Annotated in this window: 16 protein-coding genes and 1 pseudogene; 8 read left to right on the forward strand and 9 right to left on the reverse strand. The window is 32.4% G+C overall.

Going from position 1 to position 18,879, the window contains the following annotated elements; genetic code table 11:
• Positions 1-223 (forward strand): annotated as a pseudogene (locus QZZ53_RS05785) (hypothetical protein); the annotation flags it as partial.
• A 96-nt stretch (positions 224-319) separates the two neighbouring features.
• On the opposite strand, the gene QZZ53_RS05790 reads toward QZZ53_RS05785, so the two are convergent.
• Positions 320-586 carry a hypothetical protein gene (locus QZZ53_RS05790; protein WP_296382466.1) on the reverse strand — a complete coding sequence of 89 codons (267 nt, stop codon included), beginning with the start codon at positions 584-586 and terminating at the stop codon, positions 320-322.
• An 86-nt stretch (positions 587-672) separates the two neighbouring features.
• Here QZZ53_RS05790 and QZZ53_RS17130 point away from each other — a divergent pair, with 86 nt between their 5' ends.
• The 3 genes from QZZ53_RS17130 (at position 673) to QZZ53_RS05800 (ending at position 4,077) form a co-directional block, all read left to right on the forward strand.
• Positions 673-768, forward strand: a complete 96-nt coding sequence (locus QZZ53_RS17130) for a T9SS type A sorting domain-containing protein (RefSeq protein ID WP_365940375.1) — start codon at positions 673-675, stop codon at positions 766-768.
• A 134-nt stretch (positions 769-902) separates the two neighbouring features.
• Positions 903-3,017 carry a thioredoxin domain-containing protein gene (locus tag QZZ53_RS05795; protein WP_365940370.1) on the forward strand — a complete coding sequence of 705 codons (2,115 nt, stop codon included), beginning with the start codon at positions 903-905 and terminating at the stop codon, positions 3,015-3,017.
• 61 nt (positions 3,018-3,078) lie between these two features.
• A complete protein-coding gene (locus QZZ53_RS05800; RefSeq protein WP_296382468.1) occupies positions 3,079-4,077 on the forward strand; it encodes a LacI family DNA-binding transcriptional regulator in 999 nt (332 codons plus the stop codon).
• Between the two features lie 69 nt (positions 4,078-4,146).
• Here the strand turns inward: QZZ53_RS05800 and QZZ53_RS05805 are convergent, their stop codons facing one another.
• The gene (locus QZZ53_RS05805) at positions 4,147-4,527 is read right to left on the reverse strand and encodes a hypothetical protein (RefSeq protein WP_296382471.1); all 381 of its coding nucleotides are present in this window, start codon (positions 4,525-4,527) and stop codon (positions 4,147-4,149) included.
• A 97-nt stretch (positions 4,528-4,624) separates the two neighbouring features.
• Complete coding sequence (locus tag QZZ53_RS05810; protein ID WP_296382473.1) at positions 4,625-5,860, reverse strand: glycosyltransferase N-terminal domain-containing protein; 1,236 nt, start codon at positions 5,858-5,860, stop codon at positions 4,625-4,627.
• A gap of 120 nt (positions 5,861-5,980) precedes the next feature.
• On the opposite strand from QZZ53_RS05810, the gene QZZ53_RS05815 reads away from it, so the two are divergent.
• The 3 genes from QZZ53_RS05815 to QZZ53_RS05825 are packed head-to-tail and all read left to right on the forward strand — an operon-like array spanning position 5,981 to position 9,438.
• On the forward strand, positions 5,981-7,126 hold the full coding sequence (locus tag QZZ53_RS05815) for a DegT/DnrJ/EryC1/StrS family aminotransferase (protein WP_296382475.1): 1,146 nt from the start codon (positions 5,981-5,983) through the stop codon (positions 7,124-7,126).
• 4 nt (positions 7,127-7,130) lie between these two features.
• A complete protein-coding gene (gene galE / locus QZZ53_RS05820; protein WP_296382477.1) occupies positions 7,131-8,150 on the forward strand; it encodes a UDP-glucose 4-epimerase GalE in 1,020 nt (339 codons plus the stop codon).
• 10 nt (positions 8,151-8,160) lie between these two features.
• Positions 8,161-9,438 (forward strand): amidohydrolase family protein, encoded by a 1,278-nt coding sequence (locus QZZ53_RS05825; protein WP_296382479.1) that lies wholly within the window; start codon positions 8,161-8,163, stop codon positions 9,436-9,438.
• A 6-nt stretch (positions 9,439-9,444) separates the two neighbouring features.
• Here the strand turns inward: QZZ53_RS05825 and lspA are convergent, their stop codons facing one another.
• Genes lspA through QZZ53_RS05840 form a run of 3 tightly spaced genes read right to left on the reverse strand, consistent with a single transcriptional unit; the run spans position 9,445 to position 12,451 of the window.
• The gene (gene lspA, locus QZZ53_RS05830; protein ID WP_296382481.1) at positions 9,445-9,942 is read right to left on the reverse strand and encodes a signal peptidase II; all 498 of its coding nucleotides are present in this window, start codon (positions 9,940-9,942) and stop codon (positions 9,445-9,447) included.
• A gap of 13 nt (positions 9,943-9,955) precedes the next feature.
• On the reverse strand, positions 9,956-10,849 hold the full coding sequence (gene fabD / locus QZZ53_RS05835) for an ACP S-malonyltransferase (RefSeq protein ID WP_296382483.1): 894 nt from the start codon (positions 10,847-10,849) through the stop codon (positions 9,956-9,958).
• Between the two features lie 42 nt (positions 10,850-10,891).
• Entirely contained in the window at positions 10,892-12,451 is a 1,560-nt protein-coding gene (locus QZZ53_RS05840; protein ID WP_296382485.1) for an FAD-dependent protein, read from the reverse strand.
• A gap of 65 nt (positions 12,452-12,516) precedes the next feature.
• On the opposite strand from QZZ53_RS05840, the gene QZZ53_RS05845 reads away from it, so the two are divergent.
• Positions 12,517-12,912 carry an SRPBCC domain-containing protein gene (locus QZZ53_RS05845; protein WP_296382487.1) on the forward strand — a complete coding sequence of 132 codons (396 nt, stop codon included), beginning with the start codon at positions 12,517-12,519 and terminating at the stop codon, positions 12,910-12,912.
• Between the two features lie 74 nt (positions 12,913-12,986).
• On the opposite strand, the gene QZZ53_RS05850 is transcribed toward QZZ53_RS05845, so the two are convergent.
• The 3 genes from QZZ53_RS05850 to QZZ53_RS05860 form a co-directional block, all read right to left on the reverse strand.
• A complete protein-coding gene (locus tag QZZ53_RS05850) occupies positions 12,987-16,568 on the reverse strand; it encodes a M1 family aminopeptidase (RefSeq protein WP_296382489.1) in 3,582 nt (1,193 codons plus the stop codon).
• A 21-nt stretch (positions 16,569-16,589) separates the two neighbouring features.
• Positions 16,590-17,474 (reverse strand): ABC transporter ATP-binding protein, encoded by an 885-nt coding sequence (locus tag QZZ53_RS05855; RefSeq protein WP_296382492.1) that lies wholly within the window; start codon positions 17,472-17,474, stop codon positions 16,590-16,592.
• Between the two features lie 184 nt (positions 17,475-17,658).
• Positions 17,659-18,597: a dihydrofolate reductase gene (locus QZZ53_RS05860; RefSeq protein WP_296382493.1), complete on the reverse strand. Its 939-nt coding sequence runs from the start codon at positions 18,595-18,597 to the stop codon at positions 17,659-17,661.
• Positions 18,598-18,879: the final 282 nt, after the last annotated feature.

The following is an 18,879-nucleotide window of genomic DNA, read 5'->3' on the forward strand; positions in this document are numbered from 1 at the left end:
TAACAGAAAGCTACTCAAGGAGTATAATAAAGCTGGTAAAGCTGTCATTAGGTCAGAGGTGCTATTAGGGGTGGGATTCGACTCGAAATTCTTTACCCATTACTGGAAGAACAAAAAAGGAGATGTTTATCTATTCGTTTACGAATATGGATTTTTAAAAAAAATTGAACATAACGTAGAAAAGTTTGTACTCATAAAATGGCAAACCTTTATGGAAAAATAGAAATTGTATTCAATTATACTAATTTGATTTACTTTTAAATATTTAGATATTATTTGTGCCAAATTTGTACCATCCCAATATGAAGTATTATAAATACTAGTGAGTCACTTTATGTATTGGAAAGTCAATATTGTTTGGTTGTAAATTAAGTTGTTTGAATTGTTTAAGTTCTTGCATTAAAAGGTTCGATATTTTTTCTGTACGCTCTACCTTAAAACTCTTTGCTGTTTTATAAATTCGATAAACCTTTGAATAAATCAATATATTGGTTCGAGAATAGGTCAATGTAGTGTACTGATGAAAAGCCGAAACGAAAGTTTCGGCTTTTTTGGTTTTAATACTTTCTTGAATATCTGTATTCAAGCTAGATTTTTAATAGAAAAAAGAAATCCAAAACATTAAATCAACTTTTTTATCCTATTTATTTAGGACCCTTTGGAGTTAAGTCTCTGAAGTTAAATGCTTCATCGTTAAATTCTGGAATTTATTTCGCAAGAATTGAAGGTCTTAATGGATCTAAAACGGTTAAACTTATTAAACAATAAGATTAATAGTAATTTATAAATCTTTATTAAAAAGCGTGTTTAAAACATTTAAACACGCTTTTTTTTATATATTAACTTTATGATGTTTTAATTTAGTAGCACAATTTACAATTAGAAATACTAAATTTTAAACCTTGAAAAAAGCACTTTATTTTATATTTATAGTTTTAACCAGTATGAGTTGCTCTCAAAACAAGACTGCTGTGACTAATGTTAATGAGAAAAACGCTAATGATCTAATAAAGGAAACAAGCCCTTATTTACTGCAACACGCATATAATCCAGTAGATTGGAAGGCGTGGAATTCAGAATCTCTAAAGCTAGCTAAAGAACAAAATAAACTAATTGTAATTTCAGTAGGTTACTCAGCTTGTCATTGGTGTCATGTAATGGAGGAAGAAAGTTTTGAAAATGATTCTGTAGCCAAAATAATGAATGATAATTTCATTAATATCAAAGTGGATCGAGAAGAGCGACCAGATGTTGACCAGATATACATGAATGCTGTTCAGTTAATGACTGGTAGTGGTGGATGGCCATTAAACTGTATAACCTTACCAGACGGAAGACCCGTTTTTGGAGGAACATACTTTACCAAAACACAATGGACAAAAATTCTTGAGGACATGTCTAGTCTATATAAAAACGATCCAGAGAAGGTTATAGCATTCGCAGAAAAACTTACAGAGGGAGTTAAGAATTCTGACCTTATAAAAGTTAACAAGGAGGATGTTTTGTTTAATAAGCAACAGATTGAACCTATAGTAGAAGAGTTAAAACAGTCTTTGGATTATAAGTTGGGTGGCCAAAAAAGAGCACCTAAGTTTCCGATGCCAAGTAACTTAAATTTCTTGTTGAGATATAGTTTTCAAAATAATGATGAAGACTTAAAACAATTTGTTCTCACTACATTGACTAAAATGGCAAATGGAGGTATCTATGATCAAGTAGGTGGAGGTTTTTCAAGGTATTCAGTAGATGAGAGATGGCATGTCCCTCATTTTGAAAAAATGTTATATGACAATGCACAATTAGTGAGCTTGTATTCAAAAGCTTATCAACTCACCAAAAATGAAGCTTTTAAGACCATAGTTACAGAAACACTCAATTTTATTGATAAAGAGTTAACACAAAAAGAAGGTGCATTTTATTCCTCTCTTGACGCAGATAGTAAAACAAAAGAAGGAGTCTTAGAAGAAGGTGTGTTTTATACTTGGACGAAGGATGAGCTAAAATTAATATTAGGAAATGATTTTGATTTATTCAAATCCTATTATAATATCAATTCTACCGGAAAGTGGGAAAAAGATCAATATATACTTTACAAAACAAAAAACGATGAAGAGTTTATTAAAACAAACAATATCACTTTAGAAGAATTACATTTAAAAATTTCTTCATGGAAAACAAAACTTTATGAATTAAGAGCCAAAAGAGAGCGACCAAGAATGGATGATAAAGCATTGACGTCGTGGAATGCGCTGATGTTAAAAGCATATGTTGATGCCTATCGCGTTTTTGGAGAACAATCTTATATAGATAAGGCTGTTAATAATGCTGAATTTATAAAAGAAAACCAAATTCAAGAAGATGGTTTGTTGTTTCATAATTATAAAAATAGAAAAAGTACAATTGAAGGTTTTTCAGAGGATTATGCACATGTTATAGCGGCATATATAGAGTTATATCAAGCTACTTTTAATGAGCAATGGCTAAAAACTGCAAAAGAATTAATGGATTACACTATTAAACATTTCTTGAATAAAGAAACGAGCATGTTTTACTTTACTTCAGACAATGAGACCAATTTAATTACAAGAAAAACAGACGTTTTAGATAATGTAATACCGTCTTCTAATTCCGTTTTAGCAGAGATTTTGTTTAAATTAGGGCATTATTATTCTAACAAAACGTACTCCAATTTGGCAAAGCAAATGCTTAGCAATGTAAATGAGAATCTAGAAAAAGTACCTTCAGGTTATACAAATTGGTTGGTGTTGTATTTAAATTATGCCAATCCTTACTATGAAGTTGCAATATCTGGATCAGATGCACTTTCAAAACTAAAAGAATTAGATGCATCTTATCTTCCTAATATATTAATATCTGGATCTAACAAAAACAGTGATTTACCCTTGTTAGAAAACAAGTTTATTGAGGGCGAAACTTTTGTCTATGTCTGTGTAAATGGTACGTGTAAGCTGCCAGTTACTGATACAAAAAAAGCAATAGGTCAGATTTTAAAATAGTATAAATCGAAAACTGTAGACAGAAAAAATATTAGAGTTCTATAATTAAAATAGTATTAAAATGACAACACTTAAAGAGTTAGCGAAACTATTAGATATATCAATTTCTACGGTATCAAAAGCGCTAAATGATAGCCACGAAATTAGCGAGAGTACTAGAACACGTGTAAAAGAATTGGCTGCTGAACTTAACTATAGACCGAATAGAATAGCGCAACAGTTAAAGAATAACAAAACTAAAACGATTGGTGTTATTTTACCAACAGTAACTAATCCGTTTTTTGCTGAAGTCTTACATGGTATCGAAATGGCCGCTACAAATAATGATTATGACATCATTGTTTGTTTATCTAATGAAACTTTACATAAAGAAGAACGTAGCCTAGAGTTATTGTCTAATGGAAGCGTTGATGGTTTTATCATGGCTGTTGCAAGAGAAGGCCAAGTGAAGAAACAAACAAAGCATCTACAAGCTATTATAAATAGTAAAATACCAATCTTAATGTTTGATAGAGTCGTCAATGAGATTGAATGTGATAAAGTTATTGTTGATGATTTTCAATCCTTATATGAGGCAACACAATACTTAATTGAAAAAGAACATAGAAAACATATTCTTTTAGTAAGTAATATTGAAGAGTTAAGTGTTGGAAAGCTAAGAACAGAAGGTTATTCTAAAGCATTAAAAGACCATAATTTAAAACCCCATATTTTAAAGCTAGACAATGCTATTGATGTAGAGGAAAATATCTATAACTATTTAAGTAAAAATAAAGAGATTGATGCCATCATATCAATAGATCATATTACAGGAATTGTAGCTATTAATATGATTAAAAAATTAGGGAAGAACATTCCGAAAGATGTGTCTGTTATAGGATTTGGTTATGAACATACACAACTATTATCTAGTCCAAAAATTTCAATTATCCACCAGAAAGCGCATAAAATTGGTGAAATGTCAATGAAACTACTTATTGATAGTATAAGTACTGAAGATCATAAACTACAAACTATTGTAGTGCCAAGTGAACTTAATTTGAGTGGATCGACTAAATAGATAGCTCAGATTTGAACATAAAAAAAGCCTGATAAAAATCAGGCTTTTAGTTTTATAACGAAAAAGTAATTAGTTACCTTTTGCTTTATCTACAGCATCGTTACCAGCTTTTTTAGCTGCATCAACAGCATCTTTTCCAGCGTCTTTAGCTTTGTCAACTGCATCGTTAGCAGCGTCTTTCGCATCCTTAGCCATGTCTTTTGCTTCTTCTTTAACGCTATCTACCGCATCGCCAGCAGCATCTACAGCGCCGTCAACTGCATCACCAGCAGCATCAGCAGCATCGCTTGCAGCATCTTTAACGCTATCAACTGCATCACCAGCAGCATCTTTAGTAGCCTCAGCAGCGTTTTCTACTGCGTCTTCAGTCTTCTCCTTTGTTTCTCTACAAGAAGTAAATGATAATCCTAGCACAGCAACTAGTGCTAAGCTTAATACAACTTTTTTCATTTTAATAGTTTTAGTGTTAATTTTTGTTAATATACGAAAATACTAATTTCAATGAATTTTTAACATTATTTTAGTACTTATTCTACGTACATCTGTGCTATATACGAATGTAATTAAGGATTTGGATGACAGCTCCTTTGTTTTTTTCAATAAAATGGCTATTAATATTTCCTTGAGTTTCAATTAGGTTATTGTCATCTAATAACTTGTTTAAAACAATTTTGAATCCATTTGAATTTAAAACTGAAGTTACTCCTCCTTCATTTATAAGAATTTTTGCTTCTGGAAATTTATTGTAGTTTTTTCCGATAAGTATGGGAATACCAAATACAGCTGGTTCTAATATATTATGCAATCCGGTTGTGCCAGCTCCTCCACCTACATAGGCAATATCTGCATAGCTATAAGTTTTACTTAGATAACCAATGGTGTCTAAAATAAAAACATCATAATCAGCTAAGTTTTTGTCAGCCATTTCAGAATAGCTAATTGTTTTAGCATTGAGCTTAGATTTTAATGAATTTGTATAACTTGTTTTAATATTATGTGGTGCAACAATAAACTTAATACCTCGATTAGAATTATTATTAATAAAATCTAAATACAATTTATCATCTTCTGGCCAAGTGCTCCCAAAGGCAATACATGTTTTATTAGTTTTAAAATCTTCAATAAATGAAACAGAATTATCGACTTTTAATTGATTAGAAACACGATCAAAACGTGTGTCACCAGAAACTGAAACATTTTTATAATCTATAGTTTCTAGTAATTCTTTTGAATTTTCATCTTGTGTAAAGATATGATTGAAAGCGAATAACGAAGATGTCATAAAACCTCCATACCATTTAAAAAAGCTTTGATTGTCTCTAAATACAGCAGAAATGAGAATGATATTTAAGTTCTGTTTCTTGATTTCTACTAAAAGATTTGGCCAAATCTCGTACTTTACGAATATGATGTAATCAGGATTCACAAGGTTAAGAAAACGTTTTGCATTAGCTTTAGTATCTAATGGAAGATATACAACTACATCTGCAATTTTTGTATTTTTTCGAACTTCATAACCAGAAGGTGAAAAAAAGGATAATACAATTTTATAGTTAGGATACTTAATTTTTAAAGCTTCAAAAACAGGTAAGCCTTGTTCATATTCCCCAAGTGAAGCACAATGAAACCAAAATGTTTTGTCTTCTGGTCTTATAGCATTTTCAAGCTTTCTGAAGGATTCTTTTCTTCCAATAACGCCTTGTTTTAATTTGTTATTAAAAAGCGACAAAAGCTTAACGACAAAACTTGCGATATAAATTCCTATAGAATAGATTACTCTCAAAGACAAAGATTTGTGCTAAAATACATTTCTTTCAATTAAAACCATTGGCACAGCAATTACAATTTTGTATTTTCGCTTAGGCCTTTCGGCATTTATAATATTCAAAATATAATCTTCAGAATGAAAAAAATCCAAATGGTAGACCTTCAAGGTCAATATGCTAAAATTAAAGACGTTGTAGATCCATCAATAGAAGAAGTGATGAATAGTGCAGCTTTTATTAATGGTCCAAAAGTACATCAATTTCAGAAAAATCTAGAAGATTATTTAGGTGTCAAACACGTTATTCCATGTGCTAATGGTACAGATGCTTTGCAAATTGCGATGATGGGCTTGGGTCTAAAACCTGGGGATGAAGTAATAACAGCAGATTTTACTTTTGCAGCAACTGTTGAGGTTATAGCATTGTTGCAATTGACTCCAGTCTTGGTTGATGTAGATCCAGTAACTTTTAATATTGATGTTGAGGCTATTAAGAAGGCCATTACGCCAAAAACAAAAGCCATAGTACCTGTTCATTTATTTGGTCTGCCAGCAGAAATGGATGAAATAATGGCATTAGCGAAAACTCATAATTTATATGTTATAGAAGATAATGCACAAGCAATTGGTGCTAGCTATACACATAAAGATGGAAGTAAAACTAAAGCTGGTGCTATAGGAGATGTCGCTTCTACATCATTTTTCCCATCTAAAAACTTAGGTTGTTATGGAGATGGAGGAGCAATTTTTACAAATGATGACGATTTAGCTCATACCATAAGAGGTGTTGTAAATCATGGAATGTACAAACGATATCATCATGATGTTGTTGGTGTAAATTCGCGCTTAGATTCAATTCAAGCTGCTGTTTTAAATGCTAAATTACCTCACCTTGATGCTTATAATGCTGCAAGACGAAATGCAGCTAAAAAGTATAATAACGCTTTTAAAAATCACGCAAATATTATTACACCAAAAGGTTTAGAGATTAATGATGGTGATGACTCTCATGTATTTCATCAATACACTTTGAATTTAAATAATGTGGATAGAGATGCATTAGTTGCACATTTACAAGAGAAAAATATCCCTTGTGGCGTGTATTATCCAATTCCGTTACATAAACAAAAAGCTTATGTTGATGATCGTTACAACGAATCTGATTTTGTAATTACAAATCAGTTAGTGAAATCGGTGATTTCTTTGCCAATGCACACAGAACTAGATGATGAACAGATAGAGTATATAACATCGACAATTTTAAATTTTATAAACGCAAATTAGTAATATGAAAATTTTAGTGACAGGTGGTTTAGGCTTTATTGGTTCTCACACGGTAGTAGAGCTTCAAAATGAAGGCTTTGAAGTTGTGATAATAGATGATTTAAGTAATTCTTCTGTAGAAGTTTTAGATGGTATTATCGCGATATCAGGAGTGAAACCATATTTTGAAAAGTTAGATCTTAAAGTAAAAGAAGACGTAAAAAGTTTTTTTAAAACCCATAATGATGTTGCTGGTGTAATTCATTTTGCAGCGAGCAAAGCCGTAGGAGAAAGTGTGAATAACCCTTTAAAATATTATGAAAATAATATTAATACCTTGGTTTATATACTACAAGAACTGGGTGAACTTAAGCAGCAGAACTTTATTTTTAGTTCATCTTGTACGGTTTATGGACAAGCAGATGAATTGCCAATTACGGAGAATGCTCCTGTAAAACCAGCAGAATCTCCTTATGGAAACACGAAGCAAATTGGTGAGGAAATTATCCGAGACACCTGTAAAGTCAATGATATGCTTAACAGTATTGCATTACGTTATTTTAATCCAATTGGTGCACATCCTACTGCTGAAATAGGAGAATTGCCAATTGGAGTACCTCAAAATTTAGTGCCATTTATTACACAGACTGGTATTGGTATGCGCGATCAATTATCTGTTTTTGGAGGAGACTATCCAACACCAGATGGAACATGTGTAAGAGACTATATTCATGTTGTGGATTTAGCTAAGGCACATGTAGTGGCATTACAACGTTTATTAGGAGATAAAAATGATTCTGGTTTCGAAGTTTTTAATTTAGGAACAGGAACAGGAAGTTCAGTTTTAGAAGCTATTAAGTCATTTGAGAAAGTTTCGGGCGAAAAATTAAAGTATCAAATTGTAGATAGAAGAGAAGGAGATATCACTGCTGCTTATGCCGAAACTTCAAAAGCTAATACTATTTTAGGTTGGAAAACGCAATTGACGTTAGATGATGCTATGTCTTCTGCATGGAAATGGGAACAAAAAATTAGAAACAAATAAAAATAAACAGATGAAAGCTTTACTCAGAATCTTAGTGTTATTATTTACTGTATCACTAACTGCACAAAACACCTATTTACATTGTGGCAAATTAATTGACACAAAATCTGGTAAAGTCCTTTCGAAAAAAACAGTTGTAGTTTCTGGTGATAAGATTATTTCTGTTGAAAATGGTTATGTAAATCCCAAAAATTCTGAAGATACAGTAGTTGATTTAAAATCGAAAACTGTAATGCCAGGTTTAATAGATATGCATGTACATATTGAAGGAGAAACAAGTCCAACACGTTATTTAGAAAGGTTTACAAAAAACAATGCTGATGTTGCATTCGTGTCTGTGGAAATTGCTAAAAGAACATTAATGGCTGGTTTCACTACAGTGAGAGATTTAGGAGGAAGTGGTGTAAATGTTGCATTAAGAAATGCTATTAATAAAGGAACAGTTTCTGGACCAAGAATTTTCACTGCCGAAAAGGCTATAGGTACAACAGGAGGTCATGCGGATCCTACAAATGGAATGCGAAAAGATTTGATGGGAGATCCTGGGCCTGCTGAAGGAGTAATAAATGGTATAGAAGATGCTAGAAAAGCTGTAAGACAACGCTATAAAAATGGAGCAGATCTTATTAAAATTACAGCCACAGGTGGAGTTTTAAGTGTCGCTAAAAATGGACAAAACGCTCAATTTACTCAAGAGGAGGTAAATGAAATTGTGAAGACTGCTAAAGAATATGGAATGGTTGTGGCTGCACATGCTCATGGCAAGGAAGGTATGAAGCGTGCAGTTAAGGCAGGAGTACAAACAATAGAACATGGTTCCTTCATGGATAAAGAAATTGCAACTCTAATGAAGCAAAATAGTGCTTATTTAGTGCCTACCTTATCGGCTGGACGTTATGTGGAGGAAAAAGCAAAAATTCCAAATTATTATCCTGCGGTAATTTTACCTAAAATAACAAGTACAATGGCTGTTTTAGATGAAACTTTTAAAATGGTAATAAGTGAAAATGTACCAATTGCTTTTGGTACAGATGCAGGTGTATTTCCTCATGGAGAAAATGCAAAAGAGTTTGCTTATATGGTTGAAGCTGGTTGGACACCGATGTTTAGTATACAATCTGCTACAATTACAAATGCGAAATTGTTAGATATGGAAAATCAACTCGGGCAAATTAAAGAAGGTTTCTTAGCAGATATTATTGCTGTAGATGAAGACCCAATAAAAAACATTTCTACAATGGAGAACGCTATTTTTGTAATGAAAAACGGTGTGATTTACAAACAGTAATTAAGCCTAGGCTTCTAAAACTTCTTTTTTATTTTTGCTGAATAGACCACTGAATAATAACATAATCATTCCTGTAGTTACAGAAAGATCAGCAACATTAAAAATCCCTGTTTTAAAAATGCCTCCTAAGTTGATAAAGAAGAAGTCAGTAACTTGTCCGTAAACGATACGGTCAAAAACATTGGCAATACCTCCTCCAATGATACAACAAAATGCAATAAGACTTAAACGGTCTAATTCTTTAGTTTTAATGATATAATAAATGACATAACCTAAGACTAAAGTTGGAAGTATTAGGAGGAAAATAAGTTTTAAAGTTGGATTCATATCACTTCCCATTCCAAGGAAAGCACCTTTGTTTTCTACATATTGCATAATGAATTTGTCGCCAATTAGAGACTTTGTTTCTCGATATTCAAAATTTGCACGAACCCATACTTTTGAAATTTGGTCAATAGCGATATTGAAAACAATAAATAGTGTGATAAATAGATTTCTTTTCAAAACTTTTTGGGGATTAAGCGTTAGTTTCAAAAGTTGCTGAAGCTGTTTCTGCTTCTCTATTTATTTTCCTTACCAAGCCTTGTAAAACTTTACCAGGACCTACTTCTGTAAAATGCGAAGCACCATCTTCAATCATTTGTTGTACAGATTGTGTCCAGCGAACAGGAGCCGTTAATTGCGAAATTAAATTCGCTTTTATTTCGTTTTCATCAGTAATAGCAGATGCTGTTACATTCTGATATATTGGGCAATTTGGTTTACTAAACGTTGTGTTTTCTATAGCAGCTGCTAATTCTTCTCTAGCTGGTTCCATCATTGGTGAGTGAAATGCACCACCAACAGGTAATACTAAAGCACGTCTTGCTCCTTCTTCTCTAAGCGCTTCACAAGCTTTATTAATAGCTTCAACTTCTCCAGAAATCACTAATTGACCTGGACAGTTATAATTTGCAGCAACTACAACACCTTCTATTGTAGTACATATTTTTTCAACAATATCATCGTCTAAACCTAAGACAGCAGCCATTGTACTTGGTTGTACTTCACAAGCTTTTTGCATAGCTTGAGCACGTTGTGACACTAATTTTAATCCATCTTCAAAAGTTAATGCACTAGCAGCAACTAGTGCTGAGAATTCGCCAAGCGAATGACCAGCAACCATATCTGGTTTAAACGTATCTCCTAATGTTTTAGCTAAGATTACCGAATGTAAAAAGATTGCAGGTTGCGTTACCTTAGTTTCCTTTAAATCTTCAGCAGTGCCTTCGAACATTACATCTGTAATAGAGAATCCTAAAATCTCATTAGCTTTTTCAAATAACTCTTGTGCTAAAGGTGAATTTTCGTAAAGATCTAAACCCATTCCTGAGAATTGGGCTCCTTGACCTGGAAATATATATGCATTCATTTAATTTCAATTTAAGTTGCAAAAATAGGAATAATATTAAACTTATAAGTTAGAAGTAGCAGCTTCTGCACATCGTTCGCCATCCATTGCGGCAGAAATAATTCCACCAGCATAACCTCCACCTTCTCCACAAGGATATAAGTTAATGATTTCAGGATGTTCTAAGGTTTCCGTTCTTGGAATATTTACAGGTGATGAGGTTCGAGATTCTACACCAATAATATTAGCTTCTTCAGTATAATAGCCTTTCATTTTTTCTCCAAAAGCTTTAAACCCTTTTCTAAGTGAACCACCAATTATTTTTGGTAATAAAGAATGTAATGGCGCAGATTTTATTCCTGGTTGATATGAGGTTTCATTTAAACTAGAAGATAAATTACCTTCTACAAAATCAGTTAAACGTTGTGCAGGAGCAGATTGTCGTCTGCCACCAGCCGTAAATGCTAATCGCTCTAAATCTTTTTGATATTGTAGTGCTTTTAACGCACCGAACTGTTCGTATTTGTATAAATCTTTATCAACATTAATTTCGGTGACAATACCAGAATTTGCAAACTTATTATTCCGCCTAGAAGGAGACATGCCATTAACCACAACTTCTCCATTTGCTGTTGCTGCAGGTACAATAAATCCACCAGGACACATGCAAAATGAATACACACCTCTATTGTTAACTTGCTGAACTAAACTATATGCAGCAGCTGGTAATAGCTCGTCTCTTGGTTCTCCTTTGCAGTGATACTGTATGCCATCAATAATCTGTTGTGGATGTTCTACACGAACTCCCATCGCAAACGACTTCGCTTTTAAAGCCACGTTCTTATTATTCAATAAATAGAAAATATCTCTAGCAGAATGTCCTGTTGCTAAAATTATTTTTTCAACATTGAGTTCGTCTCCATTTTTAAGTTGAATAGCAACAATTTTATTATCCTTTAGCGTAAAGTCTGAAACACGAGATTCAAAATGAACTTCACCACCATATTTAATAATGGTCTCTCTTATATTCTGAACCACTTTTGGTAATTTATTAGTCCCAATATGTGGATGAGCATCTACTAAAATTTGATCTGTTGCTCCATGAAAAACTAAGTTTTCAAATATTCTACGAACATCTCCACGTTTTAAACTACGTGTGTATAATTTTCCGTCTGAATAAGTACCAGCTCCACCTTCACCAAAACAATAATTAGAATCTTCGTTTACAAAATGGTCTTGATTGATAGCTTTTAAATCGCGACGACGATCTTGTACATTCTTACCACGTTCTAATACAATAGGTTTAAACCCTAACTCTATACAGCGTAGTGCTGCATACATACCAGCAGGACCAAAACCAATTATATGTAAAGGTTTAGCTTTTGATACATCTTTATAGTCAAAGTGATATTCTGAAGTTTCAGGAACAGGTTCATTGATATAAACTTCAACTTTATAGTTGAACATAATATTTCGCTTACGTGCATCAATCGATTTTCTTAGAATTTTAATTCCAGTAATATCAGAAGGTTTCATGCCCAAATCATAAGCTGCTTTATTAAGCAATCCATCCGATTTTCCTTCTTGATGTAGATTAATACGTAGTTGCAAAGCTTTTATCATAATGCGAAATTAGTTATATTTATTATGACAAAAGTTAAACGAAAGAAATATAATAATTGATCGATATGGAGTATACATTAACAACACAAATAAAGGCAACTGCAAAACAGATTTATAAATCTTGGTTGAGTACACAACGACATAGTAAAATGACAGGAGGTGCAGCTTTTGTTTCGGATAAAGTGGGTGAATCATTTACTACTTGGGAAGGCTATATTTCCGGGAAAAATTTGGAGTTAGAACCTTATAGTAAAATTGTACAATCTTGGAGAAGTACAAATTTTGAAGAGAATGAAGCTGATTCTCAAATTGAGGTTTTACTTTCCGAACACGATGATGAAACAACTTTAACTTTGAATCATACCAATGTGCCAGATTCTGGTGAATATTATAAAAAAGGTTGGGAAGAGCATTATTTTGAGCCTATGCGGCAGTATTTTGAAATTTTGAATAAAGATTAATACAAAAATGAATTATACAAAGACACCCTTTCTAAGACTCATAGAAAGGGTGTTTTATGTTTGAAGATGATCTTTTAATCTTCTAGGCTAATACTTTTAATATTATCTTTATAAACACGGTCTATTAAAAGATGTCTCGGATCAATGGCAGCTTTAACTGGCAATGAATCTAACTGCATTGTAATTGATGATTTTTCTTTATTGAACTTTACACGTTTTTGACTGTAAAGACGTTCCTCATCGTCATCCATAAAGAAACCAATATCAATCCAGTCGTTTATAGCTGTTCTAGTTTCGTTACCAAGACTGTCCGATTTTATTTTAGAACTTTCAATCTCCATTGTCACTTCATATTTACCGTTATCTAATATTTTGTAATTAGCCTCTTTTAGACGATTATCGTATAACGTAATCTCCTTAAACCAATCCGTAATTAAATATTGTAGAGAATCTGGAACCTGAGGTTCTAAATGTCTTAGAAAGTCTAATGACGTTGGATAAGGTGGTTTTTTATAGCGATACTCTTCTAAGAAAGTTTTCATCGCCAAATTCACTTTATCTTCACCTATATAATCTTGTAAAGCATAAAGCACAACACTCCCTTTTCCATAATGGATATAGGCTTGATTCTCCACTTCATATAATGGTAGTTCTTTTTCGCGTTCGCCACTACGTCCTCTTAAATAACGATCGTGATCGTATTTAAGCATCTGTCTCATTTTCATTGGATTTTCAGTCATACCTTTTGAGGTCATTCTAGATGCATATTGAGAAAAACCTTCGCTGAACATAGTAGAGCCTTGCATGTTTACACCAAGAACCTGATGCGCCCACCATTGGTGTGCCATTTCGTGGGCTATTACAGAATCTACAATGTTGTTTTCGGTTTCATCTTCAAGATTAATGATGAATCCGATAGCTTCAGAATAAGGCATAGTTCCTGGAAATGCTTGGGCAAAAGAGGCATAACGTGGAAACTCAATAATTCTACATTGTTTATGGAAATAAGGACCAAAATTCTTAGTAAAATAATCTAATGAACGTTCTACAGCATCAAGCATCATGTCCACATTTTCAGGATGCTTTTCGTCATAATAAACCTCAATGTCAATACCATTCCATTTACGTTTTCTGATTTCATAATCAGCGGACATAAATGAATAGAAATTTAGAGAAGGAGTATCCGTTTTATAATGATAATAGTCTCTCCCATTTTCTTCCCATTTTTTAATTAAAGAACCAGGTGCTATTGCAGTTTGTTCCTTTATTGTTGAGATTACCGTTTCTACATTTATATAATCGGACTGACCATTGCTTATATAATTTCGATTGTGTAATTCACTGAGTTCACCAGATAGTTTTGGTGTACGTTCTTTGGGCTTTAGATCATATTTTTTTCGTGTGTTTTTATCAGAAAGTTCATAACCGTTATTATAACCCATGCTTGGTAAAACATCACCATTATTAAAGAAAGTACCGTTTTTTACAATCATAGTTGGACCACGACCATTTTCAAAGCCTTTAGTAATAAATTTATTATCTAGTTTCATTACAATTGTTTCACCTGGTTGTAATGCAGGACTCAATTTATAAATGGTATATAAATAGGTAGTGTCTTTATAAACAGGTTTAGCGTTTGGAATATTAAGTTTTGTATCCCAACCTTCATTATTGAAAAAGTGAAGTGAATCAATTGCTACATTAGATTCATTGGTTAATTCTATATCTGCTTTTACATGAATATCTCTTTTATTTGGGAAAATATCTATAAAGTACTTGGCATCAGTGATTTTAGGATGTACAGCATCTTTATATTTACTATATTTTTTTTCGAAATCTGCCTGAAGTTGCTCCGTAGTATCACCAGAACGGTATGGATTTAATACTTGGGTATTATAATAAATAAAGCTAGCAAGACCAATCCATGCGATTGCAGTTAATGCTATAAAACCTCTGTAACTTTTAGGCACTTCTTTTCTAGCCGTTTTTATACGACTAAATAAAGAACTTTTTGAACCACGATTCCAGAGTGCACCTGCAATAAGTATACTTAAGAACGACAGTAAGATCCAATATAAATTAAACCATAAGGTACTTGTCAATCCTGGTCCGAAGCCATTCATATCCGAATAGAAAACCGAACCTCCTCCGCCAATGTTTAGCATATTGGTAGAAATATCTAAAATACTTAAGACAATTTCCCACACTAAAAGCACCAATATTGATATAAAATAGCCAATATATTTGTTGCTAGACAGCACTTGTATCATAATCATAATACCACCAAACACTATATAAAGTGCTAGATTAGAATAAAAGAAATCTAAGAGATAGACATCTAATTCTATACGTGTAAAACCATGAAATAATTGATAAACAATTGCAATAACAATAAAGAAAAGATTTAAAATAGAAGTTATACATACCAAGGATAACACCTTGGCTGCCATAGATATAAAAGAGGTATGCGCTGTTGCATCCACAACTTCGTTGATTTTGTAATCTCTATCGCGCCAAATTAATTCACCACTAAAAAACGTAAGAATGATAATCATAAAAAGGTTTGTATTCCCTTTTATTGAATCGATGAGTTTATATGTTAATGGATAGGATTGTAATCCGAAATACTCAAAGCCACCAATTAAATCTGTAACCAAAATGATTATACAAAACAAGAATAATATCTTGAACGTAACACTCTTAACAATACTTAAAAAGTTAGTGTAAAAGAAACTTTTAAATTGAATCCAGTTGGTTGAAACATTGTAAGTTGGATTTAACTTTGGTAGTGCAAATACAGTGTCTTTACCTGAAGTACTTATTTTCTCTTTCTTAATTTTTTTGTTCTTCTCTTTAAATGAAAAGCTGAAATAGGATAGCATTAAAATTATAATTCCAACTCCAGTCCAAATCAATCGATTCCATAATAGAACACCTGAAAATCTTGGGCTAATCGTATTTTTGTCGGCAGGAGTAAAATATTTGGTTTCTATGGAGTAGGTATTTATGCCGAATATATCTGATAAACCAGCAATGGTTTCGTTATCAACATCAGACATTAACGAACCGGAAACAAGGTAGGCTACTATAATAGTCAATCCGCCAACAAAAGAAATGATTGTACTCTTCCATTTATTTGCCATGGCATAGATCACAGCTCCGGCAAGAAACATATTTGGCAGAATAAATAAAAGATAATTGTTTAAGAAGGTCTCAAAATAAAATTCACCGTAACGTGCAGTGTCTAACCATCCAAAAATAGAATTCATATAGGTGCCAACTAGCATACCTATAAAAACGCCCAATAATGGTAAAGTTGAAACCAATAAAGCACCAAAAAAGCGACCGAAAAAATAGCCCGGTTTACTTAATGGAGTTGTAAATAGTATTTCATTAAACTCATTATTATGATCTCGTAAGGCTGCATTATTAAAAAATGCAACAGCCATTAGTAGACTAAAAATACAGAAGACAGTTACATGGATAGTAATTGTATATGGCGAATTCCGATAGACATTACCAATGGCTCCTCCTACTTGTACGTTATCACTAACTGTAGCGAAGAATTCCATCAAGGCCAAAATAAATATAAAGATATACACCATAGGTTGCTTAAGCGTATACTTTAATTCTGATAAAAAGAATGTTTTAAACATGATTAAAATAGTTAGGAAAGATTAAACAAGTACGTTTGAAGTGTTGATTTTAGAAAAGAAAACATCCTCTAAATTGGGTGTGACTTGTTCAAATCCGTTTTGCGGATGCTCGTCACTAAATACATGAATAATAGGCTTGCCACCGACCATTTTGTTTGAAATTATCTTATACTCATTAGCATAATTTTGAAGTTCGTCTCTGCCAACGATTTTTTGAAACACTTTGCTATTCAATTCCTCAATGGCAGCTTGTGGAGAACCTTGATAAACAATTTCGCCCAAATTCATAATGGCCATTTTGGTACATAATTCAGTAACATCATCAACAATGTGTGTAGATAAAATAACAATGACGTCTTTACCAACATCAGCTAACAAATTATAAAAGCGATTTCGCTCGCCAGGATCCAGACCTGCAGTTGGTTCATCGACAATAATCAATTTAGGATTTCCAATCAATGCTTGTGCAATACCAACACGTTGTTTCATTCCGCCAGAAAAGCCTTTAACCGATTTGTTACGCTTATCATATAAGTTTACTTTATCCAATAAGTATTTTACTAATTCTTTTCGTTCAGAAGTATTAGTAATACCTTTTAGAATAGCCAAATGTGTTAATAATTGTTCAGCGGTGATTCGTGGATATACACCAAATTCTTGAGGTAAATAACCTAAGACTTTACGAAGTTCAGCTGGATTATTCAATATATCAATATCATCTAAAGTAGCTGTTCCAGAATCTGCTTCTTGCAATGTAGCAAGCGTTCGCATTAAAGAGGATTTGCCAGCTCCATTGGGACCTAAAAGTCCAAACATTCCGTTCTCTAATTCAAGATTTACATCTACTAAGGCTTTTACACCATTAGCATAAGTTTTTGATAAATTGTTGATTTTTAGTGTACTCATAAAGCGGTTTTTTGATTGATTAGTTTTTAATATGACGATTAAATTCTAGAAGCGTTACAGTTTTGAAACTGATTTCCTATTCAACAAGGTAGCCATTTATATATAAAGACGCAGAAAATAGGGTAAGGGTTGCCTGCTCATTTTATAAATGAGCTAATGTTAATTAGAATGAGTTAATTAATAATTATTTTCTCAAATACGTAATAAACGAAAATGCATGGGCATGTTTCTCATCAGCATCATGAGTTGTTCTACTGACTTCTTTCCATATAGTTTTATCTATCTCAGGGAAGAAGGTGTCTGCATTATCAAAAGTAGAATGTACTCTTGTAATTTCAAGCTTATTAACTAAAGAAATAGACTGTTTGTAAATCTCGCCTCCACCAATAATAAAGGGTTGCCTGTCATTTTTGGCAGCATCTAAGGCGTCTTTAAGATTGTTAACTATAATAACACCATTTGGCACTTTGTAATCGGTCTGTCTAGTGATAACAATATGAATACGATTTGGTAAAGGTTTAGGAAAGCTTTCAAATGTTTTTCGTCCCATAATAATATGATGACCGTTGGTAAGTTTCTTAAAACGCTTTAGGTCGTCACTTAAATGCCAAATGAGGTCATTGTCCTTACCTATAGCATTATTTTCTCCAGCTGCAACAATAATTGTTAGCTCATTCGAGTTTTTTTTTTCTGATGCAGTTTCAACTTCTACAGACTTAGCTTCATTATAAGCTTGAGATTGTGCAATTTTCGTTTCTTCTTTTAGGAAAGTCTCTTTTAGCTTATCAATACGCTGTTGTTGCTGATTCACTAATTTGTCGAGTTGTTGTTTTTCCCATTCTTTGCTCATAAATTTATGAGTAATAAAAACTGTCGTAAAATGATATATAAAAAGAAATAACCAAACTAAAATGGCATATACAAACCAATCTATCCCAGCTATTTTAAAATCTTTACCAATACCTAAAACTGTATTGGCTAAAATTAAAAACACAGCACCAATTAAAAAGATGACAAAATGAATATATAAACGCTTTTTCTGTTTAATGCGATTTTGAGCATTTTCTATAAGTTCTAATTGGTCTTTATCTATAGTTGTAACTTGTTTTTTCTTCCCGAACATAATCGTATTTTAATAGTATAAATATACCTTTTTTTTCACTTTATATACCTTGTGATTTTCTGAGTTTTAATAATAAGTATTTTCGAAAACGATATAGTTGAAAATCAGGGAGAAAGGATATGTTAGGTATGTTATTAATCCGATAAAATTACCGTTTAAATTTTACATACTTAAACAAAAAGTAATCGCTATTTTATGAAATTAATAATTCTTTAATTTTTAGATATTTAATCGATATGAGCTGGGCTTTTCTATTATACTTTTGTACTGTAATTAAATTTA

The organism is Winogradskyella sp. (assembly GCF_016744625.1).
In the GTDB taxonomy this organism is placed as follows: Bacteria; Bacteroidota; Bacteroidia; order Flavobacteriales; family Flavobacteriaceae; genus Winogradskyella.

What these genes read in the sequence shown, in the direction of transcription:
- QZZ53_RS05800 (WP_296382468.1), top strand. Translation starts at nt 3,079, where the DNA reads ATGACAACACTTAAAGAGTTAGCGAAACTATTAGATATATCAATTTCT.
- QZZ53_RS05805 (WP_296382471.1), bottom strand. Translation starts at nt 4,527, where the DNA reads ATGAAAAAAGTTGTATTAAGCTTAGCACTAGTTGCTGTGCTAGGATTA.
- QZZ53_RS05815 (WP_296382475.1), top strand. Translation starts at nt 5,981, where the DNA reads ATGAAAAAAATCCAAATGGTAGACCTTCAAGGTCAATATGCTAAAATT.
- galE (WP_296382477.1), top strand. Translation starts at nt 7,131, where the DNA reads ATGAAAATTTTAGTGACAGGTGGTTTAGGCTTTATTGGTTCTCACACG.
- QZZ53_RS05825 (WP_296382479.1), top strand. Translation starts at nt 8,161, where the DNA reads ATGAAAGCTTTACTCAGAATCTTAGTGTTATTATTTACTGTATCACTA.
- fabD (WP_296382483.1), bottom strand. Translation starts at nt 10,849, where the DNA reads ATGAATGCATATATATTTCCAGGTCAAGGAGCCCAATTCTCAGGAATG.
- QZZ53_RS05840 (WP_296382485.1), bottom strand. Translation starts at nt 12,451, where the DNA reads ATGATAAAAGCTTTGCAACTACGTATTAATCTACATCAAGAAGGAAAA.
- QZZ53_RS05845 (WP_296382487.1), top strand. Translation starts at nt 12,517, where the DNA reads ATGGAGTATACATTAACAACACAAATAAAGGCAACTGCAAAACAGATT.
- QZZ53_RS05850 (WP_296382489.1), bottom strand. Translation starts at nt 16,568, where the DNA reads ATGTTTAAAACATTCTTTTTATCAGAATTAAAGTATACGCTTAAGCAA.
- QZZ53_RS05855 (WP_296382492.1), bottom strand. Translation starts at nt 17,474, where the DNA reads ATGAGTACACTAAAAATCAACAATTTATCAAAAACTTATGCTAATGGT.
- QZZ53_RS05860 (WP_296382493.1), bottom strand. Translation starts at nt 18,597, where the DNA reads ATGTTCGGGAAGAAAAAACAAGTTACAACTATAGATAAAGACCAATTA.